Origin of the sequence: Halomonas sp. OfavH-34-E (assembly GCF_024124525.1) — a bacterium.
Classification (GTDB): domain Bacteria; phylum Pseudomonadota; class Gammaproteobacteria; order Pseudomonadales; family Halomonadaceae; genus Halomonas; species Halomonas litopenaei.
This window is the reverse complement of sequence record NZ_JAMXRY010000007.1, coordinates 16,430-34,852: the sequence shown is the minus strand read 5'-3', so window position 1 is coordinate 34,852 and position 18,423 is coordinate 16,430. Positions and strand designations below refer to the sequence as shown.

The window sequence follows — 18,423 nt, the reverse complement described above, 5'->3', positions numbered from 1 at the left end:
TGACTTCCTGTTGTGCAAATTGAGCCGTTAGTCGATATCTGCTAGTCTGTCGTCCCATCCTGGCGCGGCTTCCTGCCGGGCCTACCGATCACGTTTCGACAGGTTCTCCATGACACGATATATCTTCGTGACCGGCGGCGTTGTGTCCTCTCTTGGCAAGGGCATTGCGTCGGCCTCGCTGGCGGCGATTCTCGAGGCTCGCGGCCTCAAGGTCACCATGCTCAAGCTCGACCCGTACATCAACGTGGATCCGGGCACCATGAGTCCCTTCCAGCACGGCGAGGTGTTCGTCACCGAGGATGGCGCCGAGACCGACCTGGACCTGGGCCACTATGAGCGCTTCATCCGCACCAAGATGACCCAGTCCAACAACTTCACCACTGGCCGGGTCTACGAGCACGTGCTGCGCAAGGAGCGTCGTGGCGACTACCTGGGCGGCACGGTACAGGTCATCCCGCACATCACCGACGAGATCAAGCGTCGTGTCTACGAAGGTGGCGAGGGCTTCGACGTGGCACTGGTGGAGATCGGTGGCACCGTGGGTGACATCGAGTCGCTGCCGTTCCTCGAATCCATCCGTCAGATTCGCAGCGAGAAGGGCGCCAGCAACGCCATCTTCATGCACCTGACGCTGGTGCCCTACATCCAGACCGCCGGCGAGACCAAGACCAAGCCGACTCAGCACTCGGTCAAGGAGCTGCGCTCCATCGGTATCCAGCCGGACATCCTGATCTGCCGTAGCGAGGTCGAGCTGGAAGAGACCGAGCGTCGCAAGATCGCGCTGTTCACCAACGTGGAAGAACGCGCGGTGGTACCGCTGCAGGACGCCGATACCATCTATCGGATTCCGCTGATGCTGCACGAGCATGGGCTCGATGACATCGTCTGCGACAAGCTGCGCCTCGAGGCCGACGAGGCCGACCTCAGCGAGTGGGTCAAGGTGCTCGACGCCAAGCTCAACCCGCTCAAGTCGGTGAACATCGCCATGGTCGGCAAGTACATGGAGCTCTTGGACGCCTACAAGTCGCTGAACGAGGCGCTGATCCACGCCGGCATCCAGACCCGCGTGAAGGTCAACGTCGACTACATCGACTCCGAGGACATCGAGCGTCACGGCACCGACCGGTTGGCCGGCAAGGACGCCATCCTGGTGCCCGGTGGCTTCGGTGAGCGCGGTGTGGAAGGCAAGATTGCCACCGCGCGTTTCGCCCGCGAGAACGACATTCCCTACCTGGGCATCTGCCTGGGCATGCAGGTGGCGGTGATCGAGTACGCGCGCCATGTGGCCGGCTGGAACGATGCCGACTCCACCGAGTTCACCCACGACACCCAGCACCCGGTGGTGGGCCTGATCACCGAATGGCTCAACCCCGAGGGCAAGATCGAGGTGCGTGACGAGGCCTCCGATCTGGGCGGCACCATGCGTCTGGGTGGCCAGGAGTGCCGTCTGGCCAAGGGGTCCAAGGCTCGCGAGGCCTACGGTGACGACATCATCGTCGAGCGTCATCGTCATCGCTTCGAGGTCAACAACCAGTTCATCGAGGACCTGGAAAAGGCAGGCCTGGTGGTCTCCGGACGCAGCGTCGACAACTCTCTGGTGGAAATGGTCGAGCTGCCGGACCACCCTTGGTACGTGGCCTGTCAGTTCCACCCGGAGTTCACCTCGACGCCGCGTGATGGCCATCCGCTGTTCACCGGCTTCGTCAACGCGGCCCTGGGTCACAAGGCCAAGCGCACCCGCGCCCAGTCCGCGCACCAGGAGTGATCGCCATGTCAGACGCCCAGCGTACCATCGAATTTGCCGGCCTGAGGGCCGGCAATTCATTGCCTCTGGTGCTGTTTGCAGGGATGAACGTGCTCGAATCTCGTGAGCTGGCCCTCGAGGTCGCCGAGGCCTACGTCGAGGTGACCGGCAAGCTCGACATCCCCTATGTGTTCAAGGCCAGCTTCGACAAGGCCAACCGCAGCTCGGTGCATTCTTACCGGGGCCCTGGCCTGGACAAGGGGCTCGCGATCCTCGATGAGGTCAAGTCGCGCTTCGGGGTGCCGGTGATCACCGATGTCCACGAACCGCACCAGGCGGCGCCGGCGGCCGAGGTGGCCGATGTCATCCAGCTGCCGGCGTTTCTGGCTCGCCAGACCGACCTGGTGGTAGCGATGGCCGAGACCGGTGCGGTGGTCAACATCAAGAAACCGCAGTTCCTGGCCCCCCACGAGATGCGCCACATCATCACCAAGTTCCAGGAAGCCGGCAACGAGCGGCTGCTGCTGTGCGAGCGCGGCTCGAGCTTCGGCTACAACAACCTGGTGGTGGACATGCTCGGCTTCGGCGAGATGAAGGACACCGGCTTCCCGCTGCTGTTCGACGTGACCCACTCGCTGCAGCGCCCGGGCGGGCGCAGTGACAGTGCCGATGGCCGCCGCGCCCAGGTGCTGGACCTGGCCAGGGCCGGGGTGGCAGTAGGCATCGCCGGGTTGTTCCTGGAAGCCCACCCCGATCCCGATTCAGCAAAATGCGACGGCCCCTGTGCACTCCCGCTTGATAAGCTCGAGCCTTTCCTGTCGCAGATCAAGGCGCTGGATGACGTAGTAAAAAAACTACCGTCGATCGAGATACGCTGACGCTACCTCCGTTGGATCGTGTGTTCTGGCCCTGGGGCCTATGGTGTCACCCGGGCGGATCGACAACGCTGACACGAGTTTTTCACCCACAAGGATCCTCAAGATGACCAAGATCGTCGATATTCGTGCCCTCGAGGTGCTGGACTCTCGCGGCAACCCCACCGTGCAGGCGGAAGTCCGCCTGGAAAGCGGCGCGATCGGTGTCGCCTGCGCACCGAGCGGCGCCTCCACCGGCTCTCGCGAGGCGCTGGAGCTGCGTGATGGTGACAAGAGCCGCTACCTCGGCAAGGGCGTGCTGAAGGCGGTGGACGCGGCCAACGGCAAGATCCGTGAGCGTCTGCTGGGTATGGACGCACGCGATCAGCGCGGGCTGGATGATGCCATGCTCGAGCTCGACGGCACCGACAACAAGGAAAACCTGGGCGCCAATGCCATCCTGGCGGTCTCCCTGGCCGCGGCCAAGGCCGCCGCCAACGCCAAGGGCGTGCCGCTCTACGCGCACATCGCCGAGCTCTACGGCCAGCCGGGCAAGTACCTGATGCCGGTGCCGATGATGAACATCCTCAATGGTGGCGAGCACGCCGACAACAACGTCGACATCCAGGAGTTCATGGTCCAGCCGGTCGGCGCGCCGAGCTTCCGCGAAGGGCTTCGCGTCGGTGCCGAGATCTTCCATGCGCTGAAGAAGGTGCTGTCGGCGCGTGGTCTGGCCACCGCCGTCGGTGATGAGGGCGGCTTCGCCCCCAACCTGGCCTCCAACGCCGAGGCGCTGGCGGTCATCAAGCAGGCCGTCGAGGATGCGGGTTACGCGCTGGGCAAGGACGTCACCCTGGCGCTGGACTGTGCCGCCAGCGAGTTCTACAAGGACGGGCAGTACCTGCTGGCCGGCGAGGACAAGAGCTTCGACGCCGAGGGCTTCGGTGACTACCTGGTGGGCCTCAGCGACGAGTACCCGATCGTGTCCATCGAGGATGGTCTGGACGAGTCCGACTGGGACGGCTGGAAGTCGCTGACCGCCAAGCTCGGCGATCGCGTGCAGCTGGTGGGTGACGACCTGTTCGTGACCAACACCCGCATTCTCAAGCGCGGCATCGACGAGTCCATCGGCAACTCCATCCTGATCAAGTTCAATCAGATCGGCTCCCTGTCCGAGACCCTCGATGCCATTCGCATGGCTCAGGACGCCGGCTTCACGGCGGTCATCTCCCACCGCAGCGGTGAGACCGAGGACACCACCATCGCCGACCTGGCCGTGGGCACCTGTGCCGGTCAGATCAAGACCGGCTCTCTGTGCCGCAGCGATCGTGTGGCCAAGTACAACCGTCTGCTGGTCATCGAGCAGGAGCTGGGTGAGCGTGCGAGCTATCCGGGCCGCTCCGCCATCAAGGGGCAGGCGTAGGCCCTTGGCAAGGCACCGATGGTGCTAGTGTCGACGCGTCTTGTAAGAGATTGACTACAGTTCTTGTAAGACATTGACTATTTTGGCGTCGAAAAGGCTCGCAACCGTGTTGCGGGCCTTTTTTATCGCCTTGATTTTTCAATGCTTTTTCCGACAGGCCCTCTCGGTCTGCGTCATGGGTGAGAAAAGCAGGGTGCTTGTGATGACCCCAGAAACTGACAGAATGGCCACACGAATCGAGAGGTCAGGCTTCGCGGCGGCAAGTCGCCCGTCTGTCCCACGGAAACTTCATTGTTTCGGCATCGTTTCCGCAAGGAGGTGGAGTCGACGTCGGCAGTGAAGGGGCATGGATGTCCTCGGTGGTTGACACCCGGATGGGCCGGACTTGCCACTCTTCGGTTCAGGTAGGTGTTTTCGGGATGCGTTCAGGAGTCAAGAGCGCGCCTGGTGCGACAGGAAGTCGCTTCTGGGCACGGAGGGCGCTCAGGGAGTAGGGCGGAGGGAGCCGCCCAAGGAAACGCTTGGAGCGGGCGGCCTACGGGCCGCCTTTTTTTATGCCTGCCTGTCGGGCACCTGCTTCGAAAGGCCATTGCACCACGTCCTTCCTGCGCCGATGTCAGGCAGAAATCCGCGCCGGTCGATGCTTGTCCGGGGGCGAGAGGGCCGGACACCCTCCTTCAAGATTGCCGTTACACAAACGCGACAGCCGCCCGGATAAGGCGGCTGTCGCGTTTGTTCAGGTACTGCCTGGCGGCTAGGCTCAGCGCTCGAGCTTTTCCAGCTTGCCCGGCTTGCCGTCCCACTGCTCGGCGTCTTCCGGCGGATCCTTCTTCTCGGTGATGTTGGGCCACACCTCCGCCAGCTCGGTATTGATCTCCAGGAACTGTTCCTGGCCCTCGGGCAGTTCATCCTCCGAGTAGATCGCTTCGGCCGGGCATTCCGGCTCGCACAGGGCGCAGTCGATGCATTCGTCGGGGTGAATCACCAGGAAATTGGGGCCTTCGTAGAAGCAGTCCACCGGGCAGACCTCGACACAGTCGGTGTACTTGCACTTGATGCAGTTTTCGGTGACGACGAATGTCATGCCAGTCTCCCTTCCTCGGGCCAGCGCCTTGCCGGCCTCTCTGTACAGTGGTGGCTTTCGCCCGGGTCGTTGGTGACGTGCGTGCGGCGTGGCGCCCATGCAGGCCATGCAACCTTCGCGTCCGGCGTAACATGCCGGCGCGTCTTAAGCCTTAATGTTATATAGAAATGGCTTTTTATAATCTACGGTCCTTGGGTGCCACATTCTAGTCCTCGCGCCGCTATCGGGCAAGAGTATGCCTCACAAGGGCCTCACAGTGCCGACTTCCAGCGGTACAGCAGTTCCAGTGCCTGGCGTGGACTGAGGTCGTCGACCGCCAGGCCGCCGAGTTCTTCCACCAGAGGGTGGGGGGCGCTGGCGAACAGGTCCGCCTGCTGGGGGGTGGACTGGTGGTGTCGGCTTCCGCCATCCGGATCAGCGCTCCTGCGGCCATGATCGATCTCCTGCTGCTCCAGGGCGGCAAGCTTGGTCCGTGCCTCGGCGATGACGGTCTGGGGCACACCGGCCAACTGGGCCACCTGCAGGCCATAGCTCTGGCTCGCGGGGCCGTCCTCGACCCGGTGCATGAAGACGATGCCATCATTGTGTTCGGCGGCGGTCAGGTGGACGTTGGTCACCGCCGGCGCCTCTGTGGCCAGCGCCGTCATCTCGAAGTAGTGGGTGGCGAACAGGGTAAAGGCGCGGGTACGGGTCAGGTGTTCGGCGCTGGCCCAGGCCAGTGACAGGCCGTCGAAGGTGCTGGTGCCCCGGCCGATCTCGTCCATCAGCACCAGGCTGTGGTCGGTGGCGTTGTGCAGGATATTGGCGGTTTCGGTCATCTCCACCATGAAGGTGGAGCGCCCGCCGGCCAGGTCATCGCTGGAGCCGATGCGGGTGAAGATGCGATCCACCGGGCCGATGGTGGCGGTGTCGGCGGGCACAAAGCTGCCGCTGTGGGCGAGCAGGGTGATCAGGGCCGCCTGGCGCATGTAGGTCGACTTGCCGCCCATGTTGGGGCCGGTGATCACCAGCATGCGGCGATCGTCGTCCATGCGCAGGTCGTTGGGCACGAAGGGGCCGTCGCTGACCTGTTCGACCACCGGATGGCGACCACCGCGGATATCGAAGCCTGGGGTCTCTGACAGCGTCGGGCGGACGAAATCCAGCGCCCGGGCTCGCTCCGCCAGGGTGCACAGCACGTCGAGTGCGGCCAGCGCCCTGGCCGTCGCCTGGAGCCTGGCAAGTTCGGCGTTGAGGCTGTCGAGCAGGCTGTCGTACAGCAGTTTTTCCCTGGCCAGGGCGCGGGACTTGGCCGACAGCGCCTTGTCCTCGAACTCCTTGAGCTCCGGGATGATGAAGCGTTCGGCGTTCTTCAGCGTCTGGCGGCGAATATAGTCGGCCGGGGCCTCCTTGGCCTGGGCACGGGGGATCTCGATGTAGTAGCCGTGAACCCTGTTGTAGCCGACCTTGAGCCCGGCAAGCCCGGTGCGCGAGCGTTCGCGGGTCTCGAGCTTCACCAGGTAGTCCCCGGCGTGTTCGGCCAGGCCCCGGTGCTCGTCGAGCTCGTCGTCGAAGCCTTCGGCGATGACGCCGCCGTCGCGGATCACCACGGGAGGATTGTCGACCAGGGCTCGGGTCAGCAGTTCGGCCAGCTCCGGGAAGGGGCGAATGTGCTGACGCAGGCCGTCGAGCGTGGTGCCGTCGGCGTAGCCGGCAAGGCTCGCCTCGAGTGCCGGCAGGGCGTTGAGGGCGTCGCGCAGCCGTGCCAGGTCCCGCGGGCGGGCACTGTTGAGGGCCACCCGGGCCAGAATGCGTTCGACGTCACCGATCGCCTTGAGGTCGTCGCGCAGAGGCTCATGGCCGTCATGGTCGAGCAGCAGGCTGATGGCCGCCTGGCGCCCCATGACCTGCTCGCGATCACGCAGCGGTCGATTGAGCCAGCGCTTGAGCAGGCGTGAGCCCATGGCGGTGGTGGTGGTGTCGAGCACGCTGGCCAGGGTGTTGTCGCCGCCCCCGCCAAGGTTGGTGTCGATCTCCAGGTTGCGCCGGCTGGCAGCGTCGATGACCACGGTGTCGTCGCGACTCTCGACGCCGATGGCGGTGACATGGGGCAGGGCGCTGCGCTGGGTGTCTCTGGCGTAGTCCACCAGTACCCCGGCGGCGATGATCGCCGCGTGCAGGTGGGCGCAGCCGAACCCCTTGAGGTCCTGCACGCCGAACTGGTCACACAGCACCCGATGGGCGCTCTCGTGGTCGAACAGCCAGTCGCTCTGACGACGCAGGCCCCGGCGTTCGCCAAGCGCCGGCGGCAGCTCGGTACTTTCCGGTACCAGCAGCTCCGCCGGGTCCAGGCGGGTCAGCTCCGACAGCATCTCTGCCTCGCTTTCCACCTCGAGCACGCTGAAGCGGCCGCTGGAAACCTCGAGCCAGGCCAGGCCGATGCGCTCCCCCTGGGGCGCGATCGCCACCAGCAGGTTATCGCGGCGGGCGTCGAGCAGGGCTTCGTCGTGGAGGGTGCCGGGGGTGACGATACGCACCACCTTGCGCTCCACCGGCCCCTTGGAGGTGGCCGGGTCGCCGATCTGTTCACAGATCGCCACCGACTCGCCGGCGCTGACCAGGCGTGCCAGGTAGCCCTCGGCGCTATGATAGGGAATGCCGGCCATGGGAATCGGCTTGCCGGCGGACTGCCCGCGCTGGGTCAGGGTAATGTCGAGGGCCGCGGCGGCGCGCTTGGCGTCCTCGTAGAACAGCTCGTAGAAGTCCCCCATGCGGTAGAACAGCAGCACCTCGGGGTGCTCGCGCTTGATCCGCAGGTACTGGGTCATCATCGGCGTATGGCTGGGGGCGCTGGGCTTGGCCATGTCGTTCATGGGATCTCGAAGCGATGTTGATGAGTCGTCGGCGGCGGGCCGGCATCGCGAGGGACGCTGGCGAAAGGCGTCAAGGATAGCATGGGCGCAGGGCGCGCCTGTACCGCTGTGCCGAGATCCGTCTCGGGCTTTCTTCCCGGGGGCCAGGCGTGTCAGCATGATGTATCCACGATGCAGCATTTGTGGGGCCAGAGGGTGTCCGTCTACCCTTGTGGGTGATCGGTCGACGCCTTTTCTGGTGAGTGCGGAGCGATTTTCAAGGAACTCTCTTCCCTTGCGGGACTCTCTCAAGGAGTCGCCTACAAGGAACTGTCTTTACGGACTATTCAAAGGAGCTGTCATATGGACGTTGTACGCATTATTCTCGCGATCCTGCTGCCCCCGCTGGGCGTCTTCCTGCAGGTGGGCTTTGGTCTGCACTTCTGGCTCAATATCCTGCTGACCCTGCTGGGCTATATTCCCGGTATCGTTCACGCCATCTGGATCATTGCCAAGCGCTGAACCTGCCTGGATGACGGGTATCACTGTCGCGGCGACCTCGGTCGCCGCGATGCGTTGGTGGGCGCTGTACCTGTCGGCTTGTTGTCGCGGTTGTCGTGGCAAGACGTTTCCGAGGCGACGACGAGCCTGTCATTGTTGTCGTGATGTCGTATCGTGACACCCTGTTTTCACCACAAGAGACGGGCCTGCGATGACAAATGCAGACGATCGTGTTCGTCGCCTGGCGATTCGGCTGGGTGAGTTGTGTGTCGAGCGTGGGGTCTCGGTGACCGCCGCCGAGTCCTGTACCGGTGGCGGCGTGGCCGCTGCCATTACCGATATCGCCGGCAGTTCACGCTACTTCGAGACCGGCTACGTGACCTACTCCAACGCCGCCAAGCAGCGGCTGCTGGGGGTGCCCGGCGAGACCCTGGACGCCCATGGCGCCGTCAGTCAGCCGGTGGTGGAGGCGATGGTAGAGGGTGCTTGTCGCGACAGTGGTGCCCGACTTGGCGTCTCGGTCAGTGGCGTCGCCGGTCCGGATGGCGGCAGCGCTGAAAAGCCTGTCGGTACGGTGTGGTTTGCCTTCGCCGTCGACGGGCGGCTCGAGGCCGATCGCCAGCGCTTTGCCGGCGGTCGCGATGAGGTTCGCCAGGCCGCCGTGGTCCATGCGCTCGAAGGCCTGATCAGGCGGCTCGAGAGCCTGACCTGAGCCCAGCCGGCGGTGCCCTTGAGGTGGCCGTGGGCGTAGCGCCCAGCGCCGTGCGCCGGGCGTGTGGCGCAAGCGTTCCGGCCCCGCGGGTGTGCCAGCGCAGCGATCAACCCCTCATCCACTATTGATTTGCCCTATGCGCTCGATTCGTCACCTCGAAGGGCTGGTCGTCGTCCGCAAATTTCGTCATACTACTGTTCAGTCATACAGTAATTGCCAGGGTCCGGCGCAGGGCCCGATGGGGACTCGGGCAAGGCGCTCGACCCCGATCCATTGTCTACAGGAGCTCCGTAATGGCGCAGGATCAGAACCGCAGCAAGGCGCTGGACGCCGCCCTTTCCCAGATCGATCGCCAGTTCGGCAAGGGTACGGTGATGCGTCTGGGAGACGCTCCCAGGGTGGTGATGCCGTCGGTATCCACCGGCTCGTTGGGTCTCGATATCGCACTTGGCATCGGCGGTCTGCCCTATGGTCGAGTGGTGGAGATCTTTGGTCCGGAGTCCTCGGGCAAGACCACCCTGACACTGTCGGTGATCGCCCAGGCCCAGAAGGACGGCAAAACCTGCGCCTTTATCGACGCCGAGCATGCCCTCGATCCCAGCTACGCCGAGAAGCTTGGCGTCAATCTGGATGATCTGCTGGTGTCGCAGCCGGATACCGGTGAGCAGGCGCTGGAAATCTGCGACATGCTGGTGCGTTCCGGTGGCGTCGACGTGATCATCATCGACTCGGTGGCGGCGCTGACGCCCAGAGCCGAGATCGAAGGCGAGATGGGCGACTCCCACGTCGGCCTGCAGGCCCGACTGATGTCCCAGGCGCTGCGCAAGATTACCGGCAATATCAAGAACGCCAACTGCATGGTGGTGTTCATCAACCAGATCCGCATGAAGATCGGGGTGATGTTCGGTAGCCCCGAGACCACCACCGGCGGTAACGCCCTGAAGTTCTACTCGAGCGTGCGTCTGGATATCCGTCGTACCGGCTCGGTCAAGCAGGGCGACGAGGTCACCGGCAACGAGACCCGGGTCAAGGTGGTCAAGAACAAGGTGGCGCCGCCCTTCCGTCAGGCCGAATTCCAGATCCTCTACGGCAAGGGCATCTACCACGCCGGCGAGGTGGTGGACCTTGGCGTTCAGTGCAAGCTGGTGGACAAGGCCGGCGCCTGGTACAGCTACCAGGGCAACAAGATCGGCCAGGGCAAGGCCAACGCCGCCCAGTTCCTCGAGGACAACCCGGCCATCATGGAAGAGATCGAGTCCCAGATTCGTGCCCAGCTGCTGACCCAGCCGGAGCCGAAGAAGAGCGAGAAGGAAGCGGAAGCCGCGGCGCCCGCTGGCGACGACCTTGGCGACGATCTGCTGTAGCAGGTCGACTCGCGGCAGGCCGGCACGCCGGCCTGTGACGTCGCAACGTACGATTTTCCTCGGGCCCCTCGACAGGGGCCCGAGGCGTTTGTGAAAGGGGACTCGCGCCGTCAGTGCTCGCCGTCCCGTGCCAACAGGAGATGACATGCACAAGGCTGCCAGCCAGATGTCCCCACGCGAGCACGCCATCGATCTGCTCGCTCGACGCGAATACGGCCGTGAAGAGCTGCGAGGGCGATTGCTGGCCAAGGGGCACGCCCTCGAGGACATTGAGCAGGCCCTGGAAGCGCTTGCCGATCAAGGCCTGCAGAGCGACCGGCGCTTCGCCGAGAGCTTTCTGCGCGGTCGGTTGATGCGTGGGCAAGGGCCGGTGAAGATGCTGGCGGAACTGGGCCAGAGGGGCGTCGATCGAGCGTTGGCCAGGGAGGCGCTGGCGGAACTGGAGCGCGAGGAGTCCGTCGACTGGTATCGACTGGCCAGTGAAGCGCTGGAGCGGCGCTTCGGCCGAGAGCTGCCAGCGGATCCCAGGGAACGTGCTCGACGTGAACGCTTTCTGGCCGGGCGCGGTTTCGACTTCGACCAGGTGCGCGAGGCGATACGGGCCCTCGGCGATCATTGAACCGCCGCCAGACGGGCCTTCTCGGATGCGGTTTTGCACGACCCACTTTAGTCGCTTGACAACTACGCTATAATGTCCCCTTTTGCGACAGCCCCGGGTCGCGGTTTCATGCTCGGATGCTCCGGCGTGCCACGGCAGTGGGCCGGTTCGACGCGCTCTATCGCTCATCGCCACGGATATTTCATGAAAAGCGCAGATATCAGACAGGCCTTTCTGAGGTTCTTCGAAGAACAGGGTCATACCCGCGTGCCGTCCAGTTCGCTGGTGCCGGGCAACGATCCGACGCTGTTGTTCACCAACGCCGGCATGGTGCCGTTCAAGGACGTCTTTCTCGGGCGTGACCCCAGGGACTATGTGCGGGCTACCTCCTCCCAGCGCTGCGTGCGCGCCGGTGGCAAGCACAACGATCTGGACAACGTCGGTTACACCGCGCGTCATCACACCTTCTTCGAGATGCTGGGCAACTTCAGCTTCGGCGACTACTTCAAGCGCGACGCCATCGGCTTTGCCTGGACCTTCCTGACCGAGGTGCTTGGACTGCCCAAGGACAAGCTGTGGGTCACCGTCCACGTCAGTGACGATGAGGCCGAACGCATCTGGAAAGACGAGATCGGTATCGATCCCGAGCGCTTCTCCAAGCTGGACGAAGACAACTTCTGGCAGATGGGCGACACCGGCCCCTGCGGTCCCAGCTCCGAGATCTTCTACGATCATGGCGCCGAGGTGTGGGGCGGCCCTCCCGGCAGTCCGGAGGAAGACGGTGATCGCTACATCGAGATCTGGAACCTGGTGTTCATGCAGTTCGATCGCGACGCCAGCGGCGAGATGAAGCCGCTGCCCAAGCCGTCCATCGATACCGGCATGGGGCTGGAGCGCATCGCCGCGGTCATGCAGGGGGTCCACTCCAACTACGAGATCGACCTGTTCCAGAATCTGCTCAAGGCCGCCGCCGAGGCGACCGGTGCGAGCGACCTGGAGGCGCCGTCGCTGCGCGTGATCGCCGACCATATCCGTTCCTGTGCCTTCCTGATCGCGGACGGCGTGCTGCCTTCCAACGAAGGTCGTGGTTACGTGCTCAGGCGGATCATTCGTCGGGCAATCCGCCATGGTCACAAGCTGGGCGCCCAGGGAGCCTTCTTCCATCGCCTGGTGGCGGCGCTGGACGCCGAGATGGGCGAGGCCTACCCGGAACTGCGCCAGGCTCGCGCGCAGATCGAGCGCGTGCTGCTGAAGGAAGAAGAGCAGTTTGCTCGCACCCTGGATCATGGCATGGGCCTGCTGGAACAGGCGCTGGCCGCGCTCGACGGTGACACCCTACCGGGCGAGACGGTGTTCAAGCTCTACGACACCTACGGCTTTCCCTATGACCTTACCGCCGATGTCTGCCGTGAGCGGGGCGTCACCCTGGATGCCGAAGGCTTCGAGCGGGAGCTCGAGGCGCAGCGTGAGCGGGCCCGGGCGGCCAGCCAGTTCGGCGCCGAGTACAGCGCCACCATCGAGCTCGAGGGCCAGACCGAGTTCACCGGGTACGATCGCCTCGAGGACAACGCCAGGGTGGTCGCGCTCTATGACAGCGAAGGCAATGCGCTCGAGCGCCTGACGCCTGAGCATCCCGCCGTGGTGGTGCTGGACCGCACCCCCTTCTACGGCGAGTCCGGTGGCCAGGTCGGTGATACCGGCTACCTGAACGTCGAGGGCGGACGGTTCCTGGTCAAGGACACCCAGAAACAGGCGGGGCATCACCTGCATCAGGGGGTGTTGCTCGAAGGTGAGCTGGTGGTCGGCAGCGAGGTCACGCCCCAGGTGGACGAGAGCCTGCGTGCGGCGACGGTGCGTAACCACTCGGCGACCCACCTGCTGCACAAGGCCCTGCGTCTGGTGCTGGGCGATCATGTCCAGCAGAAGGGCTCGCTGGTGACGCCTGAGCGCCTGCGTTTCGACTTCAGCCACTTCGAGGCAATGAGCGCCGAACAGCTCAAGGAAGTGGAGCGCCTGGTCAACCAGCAGGTGCTGGCCAATGCGCCGACCCGGATCGAGAGCATGACCCTCGATGAGGCCAAGGAGAAGGGCGCCGCTGCCCTGTTCGAGGCCAAGTACGCCGACAGCGTGCGGGTGCTGACCATCGGTGCCGATGACTTCTCCATCGAGCTGTGTGGTGGTACCCACGTGGCCCGCAGTGGCGACATCGGCTGCTGTCATATCGTCGCCGAGAGCGGCATCGCCTCAGGCGTGCGTCGGATCGAGGCGATCACCGGTGAGGGCGCGCTGGCCTACTTCGGCGAACAGGAGGCGCGCCTTGCGCGTGTGGCCGAGCGCCTCAAGGCCAAGCCCGAGCAGCTCGAGGAGCGCGTCGACAGCCTGGTCGAGCGTAATCGCGGCCTGGAGAAGGAGCTCGAGCGGCTCAAGGCCAAGCTCGCCAGCGCCGCCGGCAGCGACATGCTGGCAAGCGCCACAGAGGTTCAGGGCGTCAAGGTACTGGCGACGCACCTGGATGGCGTGTCGGGCAAGGAATTGCGTGGCGTGCTTGACCAGCTCAAGAACAAGCTTGGCTCCGGCATCATCGTGCTGGGGGTGGCCGACGAGGCCGCCGGCAAGGTCAGCCTGATCGCCGGGGTGACCGATGATCTGACCGCCAGGGTCAAGGCCGGGGAGCTTGTCAATCACGTCGCCGGACAGGTCGGCGGCAAGGGCGGCGGTCGTGCCGACATGGCCCAGGCCGGCGGTAGCGACGTCAATGCACTGCCGGCGGCGCTGGAGAGCGTCCCGGCCTGGGTGGACGCCAAATTGTGATCCCTCTGGGGTCGGGGGCTCGAGAGGGTCCCCGGCCCTTTTTTCTGCCCTGACAAAACTTCGCAGAGACAACAGTTTCATTCATTGAATCCAACGAGCGAGGAAGACGGCATATGGCACTATACGTACAGAAGTTCGGTGGGACGTCGGTCGGCTCGGTGGAGCGCATCAAGGCCGTGGCCGAGAAGGTCAAGGGCTTCCGCGACCAGGGCCATCAGGTCGTGGTGGTGGTCTCCGCCATGAGCGGCGAGACCAACCGCCTGATCGGGATGGCCAACGAGATCAACGACGAGCCGACCCCCCGTGAGATGGACATGCTGGTGTCCACCGGCGAGCAGGTGACCATCTCGCTGCTGGCGATGGCGCTGCACAAGCTGGACGTGCCGGCAACGTCCTACACCGGCTCTCAGGTCGGCATCATGACCGACAGCGCCCACACCAAGGCGCGTATCCAGCGCATCGAGACCGACGAGATGCGCGAAGACCTGGACGCTGGCCAGGTGGTGGTGGTCGCCGGCTTCCAGGGGGTCGATGAGGAAGGCAATATCACCACCCTGGGTCGTGGCGGCTCGGACACCACCGGTGTGGCGCTGGCGGCCGCGCTCAAGGCCGACGAGTGCCAGATCTACACCGATGTGGACGGCGTCTACACCACCGACCCGCGGGTCTGCTCCAAGGCCCAGCGCCTGGATTCGATCACCGTGGAGGAGATGCTGGAGCTTGCCAGCCTCGGCTCCAAGGTGTTGCAGATTCGCGCCGTCGAATTTGCCGGCAAGTACAATGTTCCGCTGCGCGTGCTGTCCAGTTTCGAGGACGGCCCCGGCACCCTGATCGTTGCAGACTCCGAACAAGACGAGGATTCCATGGAAGAACCGCTGATCTCAGGCATCGCCTTCACCGCCAACGAAGCCAAGCTGACCCTGCTCAACACGCCGGACGTGCCGGGCGTGGCCTCGCGCATCCTGGGCCCGATCGCCGACGCCAACATCGAGATCGACATGATCGTGCAGAACGTGGCGCCGGCCGGTGACTACACCGACTTCACCTTCACCGTAGCCAAGGGTGACTACAAGCAGACCATGCGCATCCTCGAGCAGCAGGTCATCCCCGATCTGGGCGGTGGCGAGTTGCGTGGCGACGATAATATCGCCAAGGTGTCTCTGGTAGGGGTGGGTATGCGCTCACACGCCGGGGTCGCCTCGAAGATGTTCCGCGTGCTGTCCGAGGAAAACATCAACATCCGCATGGTCTCGACCTCGGAGATCAAAATCTCCGTGGTGATCGACGAGAAGCAGATGGAATTGGCAGTACGTGCGCTGCACAAGGCATTTGGTCTCGACAAGGCCGATATCGAGAGCGAATAAGTTTCTCGGCGCGGCGCACACCTTCTACGCTTTAAGGAGTCCCCTCGCCAATTCGGCCGGGGGCTTCCCTTAAACGGCACAATCAGGTGTCATGAGTCGCTAGTGCTCGCCACCAAGAAAGAGGGCACGTCGTCCGGAAGCGTGACGGCGTAGCGACTCACGTAACAAGTCTGAGAAGGAGATCAGTCATGCTCATCCTGACACGCCGCGTCGGCGAAACCCTGATGATCGGGGACGATATCACCGTCACCGTTCTGGGGGTGAAGGGAAATCAAGTGCGTATCGGCGTGAATGCGCCCAAGGACGTTGCCGTCCACCGTGAAGAGATCTACCAGCGCATCCAGCGCGAGAAGGCTGACGATGGCGCTGCCGATGATGAGTGAAGGTGGTGGCCGAGCGGAGAACTTTTTTCGCCTCGGGCTGGACAAAGGCCTTACGTCTCGGTAGGATACGCACCGTGCCGATGAGGGAGAGGTGGCCGAGTGGCTGAAGGCGCTCCCCTGCTAAGGGAGTATGGGGTTTATAGCCTCATCGAGGGTTCGAATCCCTCCCTCTCCGCCATTTTACGATGCATGTCGTGAAGCGGCTTCATGGGTACCGATGATCAGGCATGTTGGATGCCTGGTGCATCAAGAGATTGATACGCGCCCGTAGCTCAGCTGGATAGAGTACCTGACTACGAATCAGGTGGTCGGAGGTTCGAATCCTCCCGGGCGCGCCATCTTCTCCCAGGTTGCATTCCGATAGTTTCCTGGAATACGACATCGCAATGAATTTCATTGCCTACGCGCCCGTAGCTCAGCTGGATAGAGTACCTGACTACGAATCAGGTGGTCGGAGGTTCGAATCCTCCCGGGCGCGCCAGATTCAGACCCGCTCTCTTCGGAGGGCGGGTTTTCTGTTTCCTGCCAAGTTTCCTGTCCAGTTTCGTGCTGACCGGCTGGCCACTACTGCCGGTTGCGATCGTTTAGGCGCCTGTCGCGAGATGGGCGCCTTTTTTTATGCTGTTTCCTGCCAAGTTTCCAGACAAGTTTCGTGCTGACCGGCTGACCGGCTGACCGGCTGACCGGCTGACCGGCGTCGATTCGTTATGAACGGTGCTGTGTCGAGCGTCGGTCGTTGTCTCCCCTGGCCTGGTCTAGGCTGAAGCCTGACATTCACGCATCGGGAGGGCGGCGCATGGGCGGCAAGGTGGCGGCGGCGTATCAGGCGACCAGGGGGTCAGTGCTCGACGTGGATCGCGCCTTCTATGACGGCCTGACCGAGCGGGCGGGGAGGCGGCGGCGAGTGGCCAGTCACCGGGTACCGATTCGTGATGGGCTGGCATGGGAGGTCAAGGCGGGGCAGGTCTTTCGCATCGCCATCGTCGATGGCGCCCAGGTCGGTGACTTCAACATGTGGCATCGCCATGACCCGCGCGAGCGCATGTGGGCCTCGCGCACCCGGCAGCTGCAGCGGGCCCATGTCAGCACCTACGACAGGCTGTGGTCGACGCTGCCCTTTCTGCGTCCCATGGCCACCATCATCGACGACACCCTGGCAGGCTACGGTGAGGACGCCGAAGGCGGGCGTGTGCATGACCTGCTGGGAACCCGCTGCGATCCCTACGTCAATCGCCTGTTGACCGGCGAGGACTTCGATTTTCACTGCCATTCCAACCTGGTGAGGGCGGTCGCGCCCTGGGGGTTGACCGAGTTTGACGTGCATGACGTGCTCAATGTCTTCCAGTGCACCGGGCTCAACGACGATGACCAGTACTTCATGAAGGCCTGCCCGGCGCGGCCAGGGGACTATCTTGAGCTGTTTGCCGAGATCGACCTGTTGTGCGCGCTGTCCTGCTGTCCCGGTGGCGATCTGTCGGTGGATCTATGGGGGCCGGAGGCCAGGGATCCGCTGTCCACCTGCCACCCCTTGGCGGTGGAAGTGTTCGAGGTCGAGTCCGAGCGGCTGGCGCAGTGGCAGCCGCCCGAATCTCCGGCCTATGCAGGCGCCCACGGGCGGCGTGATCCCGATGTGGATTGGGCCGATCTCAAGGACAAGAGCTAGGCGCTGCTCCGATCGGATTCCTTTCTGGGAGGGGAGGTTGGCCTGCCTATCCCTATTGGACGGCGGCGACCGCCTCGCTTCGGTGCTTGGGTGAGGCGAGATTCTGGCGCAGTGTGGCGTCAGGTGCGGTTTCTGGCGCTGCGTCTGATTCGATGCGCTGGGCGCCGAGCCCCGCAAGGAATTCATCGAGATCGGTGATGCGGCGCAGGGCCTGAAAGCGGGAGGCGGCCTCGCGGTCGCGCGCCTTCATGTGGTTCATCCACTGCTTTAGTAGCGATACCACCACTTTTGCCGGGAGTGTGGTACGCTGCATTGCAGCATAGGACGTCAGGATACCGGCTCGCTCGGCCCATGTCGTGGCCGGCAGGCGCTCTCCGGTGCGCTGCCAGTGGCGGATGCGCGGGGCGAGTTTCGGGTCGGCAAGGGCGCCGCGGCCAAGCATGACGTCGCGACAGCCGGACAGGGTGCGTGCCTTCCAGTAGTCCTCGAGGGTCCAGATGTCGCCGTTGGCGACGACCGGGATGCGCAGGCGCTGGTTGATGCGGCCGATCCACTCCCAATGAGCCGGCGGGCGATAGCCCTCGTCCCGGGTGCGGGCATGCACCACCAGTTGGGTGGCGCCGGCGGCTTCGGCGGCCAGGGCGCAGTCCAGTGCCCGGCGGCGGTCGGAGAAGCCCAGGCGGATCTTGGCGGTGACCGGGATGCTGTCGCCCACGGCACGGTGGACGGCGTCCACGGCACGCTCCAGGCGTCGCGGATCGCGCAACAATGAGGCGCCGCCGTCATGGCGGTTGACCAGCTTGGCTGGGCAGCCGAAGTTTAGGTCCAGGCTGATGGCGCCGAGGCGTAGCGCCTGGCGGGCATTGGCGGCCAGGGCGTCGGGGTCGGAGCCGAGCAGTTGCAGGTGCACCGGGATGCGGTTGGGGGTGATGACGCCCTCGGTCGCCAGTTCCGGGCAGTGCTTGTAGAACACTCGAGGCGGCAGGCGCGCGTCCACCACCCGTACGAACTCGGTGACCGTCCAGTCGAAGCCGGCGTCACGGGTCAGCAGGTCGCGGGTGTGGGCGTCGATCACGCCCTCCATGGGCGCG

Annotated in this window: 14 protein-coding genes and 3 tRNA genes; 14 read left to right on the top strand and 3 right to left on the bottom strand. The window is 64.3% G+C overall.

Annotated features, from left to right (window positions below; all coding sequences use genetic code 11):
- Nucleotides 1–109 precede the first annotated feature (109 nt).
- From NH448_RS04825 to eno, 3 genes are all read left to right on the top strand, one after another.
- Nucleotides 110–1,765 (top strand): CTP synthase, encoded by a 1,656-nt coding sequence (locus NH448_RS04825; protein ID WP_045991135.1) that lies wholly within the window; start codon nt 110–112, stop codon nt 1,763–1,765.
- A 5-nt stretch (nt 1,766–1,770) separates the two neighbouring features.
- Entirely contained in the window at nt 1,771–2,622 is an 852-nt protein-coding gene (kdsA, locus tag NH448_RS04820) for a 3-deoxy-8-phosphooctulonate synthase (RefSeq protein WP_108449773.1), read from the top strand.
- 103 nt (nt 2,623–2,725) lie between these two features.
- A complete protein-coding gene (eno, locus tag NH448_RS04815) occupies nt 2,726–4,021 on the top strand; it encodes a phosphopyruvate hydratase (protein ID WP_108132316.1) in 1,296 nt (431 codons plus the stop codon).
- A gap of 760 nt (nt 4,022–4,781) precedes the next feature.
- Here the strand turns inward: eno and fdxA are convergent.
- Entirely contained in the window at nt 4,782–5,105 is a 324-nt protein-coding gene (gene fdxA / locus NH448_RS04810) for a ferredoxin FdxA (protein ID WP_045991132.1), read from the bottom strand.
- 251 nt (nt 5,106–5,356) lie between these two features.
- On the bottom strand, nt 5,357–7,948 hold the full coding sequence (mutS, locus tag NH448_RS04805) for a DNA mismatch repair protein MutS (protein ID WP_253028491.1): 2,592 nt from the start codon (nt 7,946–7,948) through the stop codon (nt 5,357–5,359).
- Between the two features lie 351 nt (nt 7,949–8,299).
- Here mutS and NH448_RS04800 point away from each other — a divergent pair, with 351 nt between their 5' ends.
- The 11 genes from NH448_RS04800 to NH448_RS04750 all read left to right on the top strand — a co-directional run bounded on the left by NH448_RS04800 (nt 8,300) and on the right by NH448_RS04750 (nt 17,332).
- Complete coding sequence (locus NH448_RS04800; protein ID WP_045991131.1) at nt 8,300–8,458, top strand: YqaE/Pmp3 family membrane protein; 159 nt, start codon at nt 8,300–8,302, stop codon at nt 8,456–8,458.
- Nucleotides 8,459–8,648: 190 nt separating this feature from the next.
- Nucleotides 8,649–9,149: a CinA family protein gene (locus NH448_RS04795; RefSeq protein WP_045991130.1), complete on the top strand. Its 501-nt coding sequence runs from the start codon at nt 8,649–8,651 to the stop codon at nt 9,147–9,149.
- Nucleotides 9,150–9,442: 293 nt separating this feature from the next.
- Nucleotides 9,443–10,513 carry a recombinase RecA gene (recA, locus tag NH448_RS04790; protein WP_045991129.1) on the top strand — a complete coding sequence of 357 codons (1,071 nt, stop codon included), beginning with the start codon at nt 9,443–9,445 and terminating at the stop codon, nt 10,511–10,513.
- 145 nt (nt 10,514–10,658) lie between these two features.
- Complete coding sequence (locus NH448_RS04785) at nt 10,659–11,132, top strand: regulatory protein RecX (RefSeq protein WP_108449774.1); 474 nt, start codon at nt 10,659–10,661, stop codon at nt 11,130–11,132.
- Between the two features lie 183 nt (nt 11,133–11,315).
- Nucleotides 11,316–13,922 carry an alanine--tRNA ligase gene (alaS, locus tag NH448_RS04780; protein ID WP_253028461.1) on the top strand — a complete coding sequence of 869 codons (2,607 nt, stop codon included), beginning with the start codon at nt 11,316–11,318 and terminating at the stop codon, nt 13,920–13,922.
- Between the two features lie 113 nt (nt 13,923–14,035).
- Nucleotides 14,036–15,286 carry an aspartate kinase gene (locus NH448_RS04775; RefSeq protein WP_045991126.1) on the top strand — a complete coding sequence of 417 codons (1,251 nt, stop codon included), beginning with the start codon at nt 14,036–14,038 and terminating at the stop codon, nt 15,284–15,286.
- Between the two features lie 188 nt (nt 15,287–15,474).
- The gene (gene csrA, locus NH448_RS04770; protein ID WP_045991125.1) at nt 15,475–15,669 is read left to right on the top strand and encodes a carbon storage regulator CsrA; all 195 of its coding nucleotides are present in this window, start codon (nt 15,475–15,477) and stop codon (nt 15,667–15,669) included.
- 85 nt (nt 15,670–15,754) lie between these two features.
- Nucleotides 15,755–15,847 (top strand) — tRNA-Ser (locus NH448_RS04765).
- 83 nt (nt 15,848–15,930) lie between these two features.
- Nucleotides 15,931–16,007 (top strand) — tRNA-Arg (locus NH448_RS04760).
- 66 nt (nt 16,008–16,073) lie between these two features.
- Nucleotides 16,074–16,150 (top strand) — tRNA-Arg (locus NH448_RS04755).
- Between the two features lie 315 nt (nt 16,151–16,465).
- Entirely contained in the window at nt 16,466–17,332 is an 867-nt protein-coding gene (locus tag NH448_RS04750; RefSeq protein WP_253028460.1) for a DUF1989 domain-containing protein, read from the top strand.
- A gap of 52 nt (nt 17,333–17,384) precedes the next feature.
- Here the strand turns inward: NH448_RS04750 and NH448_RS04745 are convergent, their stop codons facing one another.
- Nucleotides 17,385–18,416: a tRNA-dihydrouridine synthase family protein gene (locus tag NH448_RS04745; RefSeq protein ID WP_253028459.1), complete on the bottom strand. Its 1,032-nt coding sequence runs from the start codon at nt 18,414–18,416 to the stop codon at nt 17,385–17,387.
- Between the last annotated feature and the right edge of the window lie 7 nt (nt 18,417–18,423).

Coding starts and splice junctions, on each gene's coding strand:
- NH448_RS04800 (WP_045991131.1), top strand. CDS start 8,300: ATGGACGTTGTACGCATTATTCTCGCGATCCTGCTGCCCCCGCTGGGC.
- NH448_RS04795 (WP_045991130.1), top strand. CDS start 8,649: ATGACAAATGCAGACGATCGTGTTCGTCGCCTGGCGATTCGGCTGGGT.
- eno (WP_108132316.1), top strand. CDS start 2,726: ATGACCAAGATCGTCGATATTCGTGCCCTCGAGGTGCTGGACTCTCGC.
- mutS (WP_253028491.1), bottom strand. CDS start 7,948: ATGGCCAAGCCCAGCGCCCCCAGCCATACGCCGATGATGACCCAGTAC.
- NH448_RS04785 (WP_108449774.1), top strand. CDS start 10,659: ATGCACAAGGCTGCCAGCCAGATGTCCCCACGCGAGCACGCCATCGAT.
- NH448_RS04745 (WP_253028459.1), bottom strand. CDS start 18,416: ATGGAGGGCGTGATCGACGCCCACACCCGCGACCTGCTGACCCGTGAC.
- recA (WP_045991129.1), top strand. CDS start 9,443: ATGGCGCAGGATCAGAACCGCAGCAAGGCGCTGGACGCCGCCCTTTCC.
- kdsA (WP_108449773.1), top strand. CDS start 1,771: ATGTCAGACGCCCAGCGTACCATCGAATTTGCCGGCCTGAGGGCCGGC.
- NH448_RS04825 (WP_045991135.1), top strand. CDS start 110: ATGACACGATATATCTTCGTGACCGGCGGCGTTGTGTCCTCTCTTGGC.
- fdxA (WP_045991132.1), bottom strand. CDS start 5,105: ATGACATTCGTCGTCACCGAAAACTGCATCAAGTGCAAGTACACCGAC.
- alaS (WP_253028461.1), top strand. CDS start 11,316: ATGAAAAGCGCAGATATCAGACAGGCCTTTCTGAGGTTCTTCGAAGAA.
- NH448_RS04750 (WP_253028460.1), top strand. CDS start 16,466: ATGGGCGGCAAGGTGGCGGCGGCGTATCAGGCGACCAGGGGGTCAGTG.
- NH448_RS04775 (WP_045991126.1), top strand. CDS start 14,036: ATGGCACTATACGTACAGAAGTTCGGTGGGACGTCGGTCGGCTCGGTG.
- csrA (WP_045991125.1), top strand. CDS start 15,475: ATGCTCATCCTGACACGCCGCGTCGGCGAAACCCTGATGATCGGGGAC.